The organism is Bacillus sp. LL01, assembly GCF_001037965.1.
In genome coordinates, this window is the sequence record NZ_LFEL01000222.1 from 1 (window position 1) to 3,705 (window position 3,705).

5 protein-coding genes and 2 pseudogenes are annotated in these 3,705 nt (G+C 37.6%); 3 read left to right on the forward strand and 4 right to left on the reverse strand.

Features of this window, described 5'->3' with window-relative positions:
- Together AB685_RS32260 and AB685_RS28320 are read left to right on the forward strand one after the other, a co-directional pair.
- Nucleotides 1-119 (forward strand): annotated as a pseudogene (locus AB685_RS32260) (HNH endonuclease); the annotation flags it as partial.
- Between the two features lie 3 nt (nt 120-122).
- Nucleotides 123-440 (forward strand): annotated as a pseudogene (locus tag AB685_RS28320) (SDR family oxidoreductase); the annotation flags it as partial.
- Between the two features lie 43 nt (nt 441-483).
- On the opposite strand, the gene AB685_RS31900 reads toward AB685_RS28320, so the two are convergent.
- Complete coding sequence (locus AB685_RS31900; RefSeq protein ID WP_047973945.1) at nt 484-933, reverse strand: hypothetical protein; 450 nt, start codon at nt 931-933, stop codon at nt 484-486.
- A 159-nt stretch (nt 934-1,092) separates the two neighbouring features.
- Here AB685_RS31900 and AB685_RS28330 point away from each other — a divergent pair, with 159 nt between their 5' ends.
- Complete coding sequence (locus AB685_RS28330; protein WP_241773412.1) at nt 1,093-1,455, forward strand: DUF1360 domain-containing protein; 363 nt, start codon at nt 1,093-1,095, stop codon at nt 1,453-1,455.
- Between the two features lie 55 nt (nt 1,456-1,510).
- On the opposite strand, the gene AB685_RS28335 is transcribed toward AB685_RS28330, so the two are convergent.
- The 3 genes from AB685_RS28335 to AB685_RS31555 form a co-directional block, all read right to left on the reverse strand.
- Nucleotides 1,511-2,215, reverse strand: coding sequence for a hypothetical protein (locus AB685_RS28335; protein ID WP_047973946.1), 705 nt, complete (start codon nt 2,213-2,215; stop codon nt 1,511-1,513).
- Nucleotides 2,216-2,332: 117 nt separating this feature from the next.
- A complete protein-coding gene (locus AB685_RS28340; RefSeq protein WP_047973947.1) occupies nt 2,333-2,980 on the reverse strand; it encodes a hypothetical protein in 648 nt (215 codons plus the stop codon).
- Nucleotides 2,981-3,393: 413 nt separating this feature from the next.
- A partial coding sequence (locus AB685_RS31555) for a hypothetical protein (RefSeq protein ID WP_047973948.1) occupies nt 3,394-3,705 on the reverse strand: 312 nt, incomplete at its 5' end.

The window sequence follows — 3,705 nt, forward strand, 5'->3', positions numbered from 1 at the left end:
ATCTTTGCATCCCATGCCATAAGCAGATACACGCCATATACACAAATGATGAACTGGCCATACGTTTGAATACGGTGTTACTTTTAAAAGATGATCCGAAGGTCGCCACCTTCATCAAATGAGTCGTTCGCAATTACAACGTTATGGGTGTAGCTAAAGCATCTCTTGATGCAAGTGTGAAATATTTAGCTAATGATTTAGGAAAAGAAAACATCCGAGTAAATGCGATCTCAGCAGGTCCGATCCGTACTTTGGCTGCTAAAGGCATTGGTGGATTTAATGATGTTCTTCGTGAGATTGAAGAGCGTGCTCCTCTTCGTCGCACAACTACTCAAGAAGAAGTAGGGGATACGGCTCTATTTTTAATGAGTGATCTCTCTAGAGGGATTACAGGAGAATTACTTCACGTAGATAGTGGTTACAACATTTTATCCTTATAAATGGAAAATCAAGCATCTCATATGAGATGCTTGATTTTTTAATTTACCAAGGTGGTTGTTGTTGTTGTTGTTGACTTCCAAATTGTTGACTTCCAAAGCCGATCGGCCCTGATGAACCAATTCCCCAGAGCCACCATGGATAAAATGGAGGTCTAGGACGTGGTCTTGGTGGTCTTGGCCCTGGCCCTGGCCCAGGTCCGGGACCCGGTTGAGATGGACGGGGTGGGATTGGTCCATAGTAAGGAGCAATTCCCACTAGGTCACTATTGTGAACCTGAATAAATTGAGGCTGATAGGAAGGAGATTGGTAAATAAACATAGATACCATCCCATTGCGCGGATTAAAGTCTGTAACATAAGCGACTACTTGACCATAGCCTGGAATAGCTGTCGTAATCCATTGGTTTACATATTGGCTAATAACACTTGGTGGTAAAAATTGCACAGATGGTTGTTGACGATAATGATCATCATCATGATTGTAATAATACATCAAAACACTCCTTTCATGCTAGGGGGGAAGCAATAGTCTATAGGTTAGCCTATGACAATTAAAAAAAAGGGTGTTTGTCTTAGGTGAAAAATAATGTCAGAGTTGCTCTTTTTGCGTATGTATAAGGTAAGAAGATTACGGAAAAGGAGAGTGAAAACGTTGGCCATATATAGTCTCTCTGTGTATGAATTTATTTTACTTGCCCTCGCCGTATTTAGATTAACTCATTTACTCGTCTTTGATGAAATCACTGAATTTATAAGAAAGCCTTTTCAAGAATTAAAAGAAGAGCGTGATGAAAATGGGGAAACCTTTCAATACTTCACTGGTCGAGGAAAAGGGATACAGAGATTTATTGGTGATGTGTTGAGTTGCTATTGGTGCACAGGTATATGGGCTGCGATCTTCCTTTATGTAGGGTTTATTTATTTTCCAATGGTATTTGTTGTAATAGTCTATATCTTTGCACTTGCAGGAGTTGCTGCGTTTATTGAAACAGCTATCAAACGATTAAATCATTAAACAGATAAGGTAGCCTCATTAACTTTTGAGGCTACCATCTTTTAATGCTATTGAATTATACCAGGTTACAAATCATCTTATTTAAAGATGGAATACCTTCAGGAAACTCTTTACATGCCATGTACCCTTGGACAACAACTTCTGATTCATCAATATCTGGTGGTATTTGAATTTCGAAATGAGAAAAGGATAGTGTTTCATTTGCGCGTATAGATGTTCGGTTCACTGGTTTTAAGCTAAAAAGACCAGCCTTTTTAGCTTCTTTTAAAGTCGTTCCCTCAACAAATTCCCACGGTTCTTGTTGAATTTCATCAGTGACAATATATTGATCAGTTAAGGTTGTCGGTCCGTACTTAATCTTACCTGATAGATTAGCAAGTTTAGGGTGGTTATATTCAATACAAATAACTGGCTCTTGCAAAGGGATTGAACCGGTGTTCCTTATGATGAAGTCTCCTATCATTGTGATCGGCTCGTCATCATCTTGTTTTGGTATGACTAATGTGTATGAAAAGTAACAATCACATTGTAAAAGTACAGAATCTTCAATGGTTTCTTCTGTTGGTTGAATTATTTGATCTGGTTGTTCGTATACCTTGGTAATCAATGAGTGAATCGATTCACTTTGTTCTTTTATCTTCTTTTCTTGCCTATCAATGGTCGTTCTTAAYTTATTTAACTCAGACCGGTAGTAAAGTAATTTTTGTTGGGTTTGAATGTCTGCAGTGGATGCTTTTTTTGATTGCGAAGATTTGGACATGTTCAATYCTCCTAGTTAGACAAAGTATTACTAATACTTATGTGGCTAACTAGTAAAGCAGAAGAAAATCGAGCAATTTAGCTAAGATGCTTTTGCTCGATTTTCGATTTCATCTGATTAACATTTATGTTTACCTGGAAATACATCCGGACATTGCTTCGGTTCTTTTTCAGGTCTGCACACAACCATATCTGAAATAGGGAACTCATCACGTGGGTTGCAGTAAGATGCTTCTACTTCAAGTTTTACGAAATCGGTAACTTGGACGTCTAAGCAAAAATCAGMACTTAATGTTAGGTTAGCTGTATCGTTACAACAGAAAAATTCAGCTTCGCATTCTCCATCTAAAACCGTTGCGTCAACACAAGTTCCTTTAGGTGCACAAAGGTAGAACGTTTCAACACTACATACATCAATTGGCTCCGTTGTTTTAATTTTATCTCCGTCGGCAAAAATAATGACTTTTACTTTAAAGGAAACAAGAACCTTGACTTTGTGAAGAGTAACAAGTTCCCCATTGATTCTGACTTTCATCTTTTGACGGTCGCTTTTCATTTCCTTTGCTTCTACATCGAACACCTTACATTCTGCTCTGAAATGAGGTGCGCACCCATTTGTAGTTTCGCATAATTCATTTAAATCTTCATCAAATAAATCACAAAGTTCTTTATTGCTAAAAGATTTTGTTACATTGACAGGTCTAATAACCCAGTCAAAAACTTTCTTGGCATTAATACATACATTTTGCTTTTTATTATGACTCATCAGTATACCTCCTATTTTTTCACCTGCATTACATCCTAAAAAAAGGCTGTAAGTAGGTTTTCAGACTACTGTATAGTATGACAGCCCGCTAAAATGGTGTTTATTTCTCAGAGTTAAATTGCGAAAAGGGCGAATGTGCTGTAACTATGAAAAAGAAAAAGCAAGTAAGGAGGACCTTCTTTGATTTCTTTCATATTGTGAAGTAAGAGGGGAGGAGGGAGTAAAATGATAAAGCGCTCGAGTCAAACATCAGCTTTTAATTCAAAACAAAAGCCAGGCCAAAAAGCTGAATTCGGGAGAAAAATGACGAAGAAATCTCAAGGTACTATAGGGAAAGGTTGTTGTAGGAAGAAGAAATAATGTAATGATTCCACTAACAAAAACCGGATGAATACTCATCCGGTTTTTGTTGATCATTCATCATCATTATCATTATGGTTTAACAGGCTGCGGTGGAACCAGCTGCTCTCCGTTTCAAACCCATCCACTGAAGGAGAGGAGGAGTTTTCCTCCTTTGGTATTCTCTCTCCGGCATTTTCATCTGAACGATGACCCTTTTGAAGGGGGTTGTTATTTTGCAAACTCTTTATTTTTTCAACAAGCGTAGCTCGTTCAATAGTATAGTTTTGTTGAGCCTCTTCGTATTGAGTATTCAAAAGGGTCAATTCTTCTTTAACGTTTTCTAATTGTCTACATATCTCTTTATGTTTGTTTTCTAACTCTAC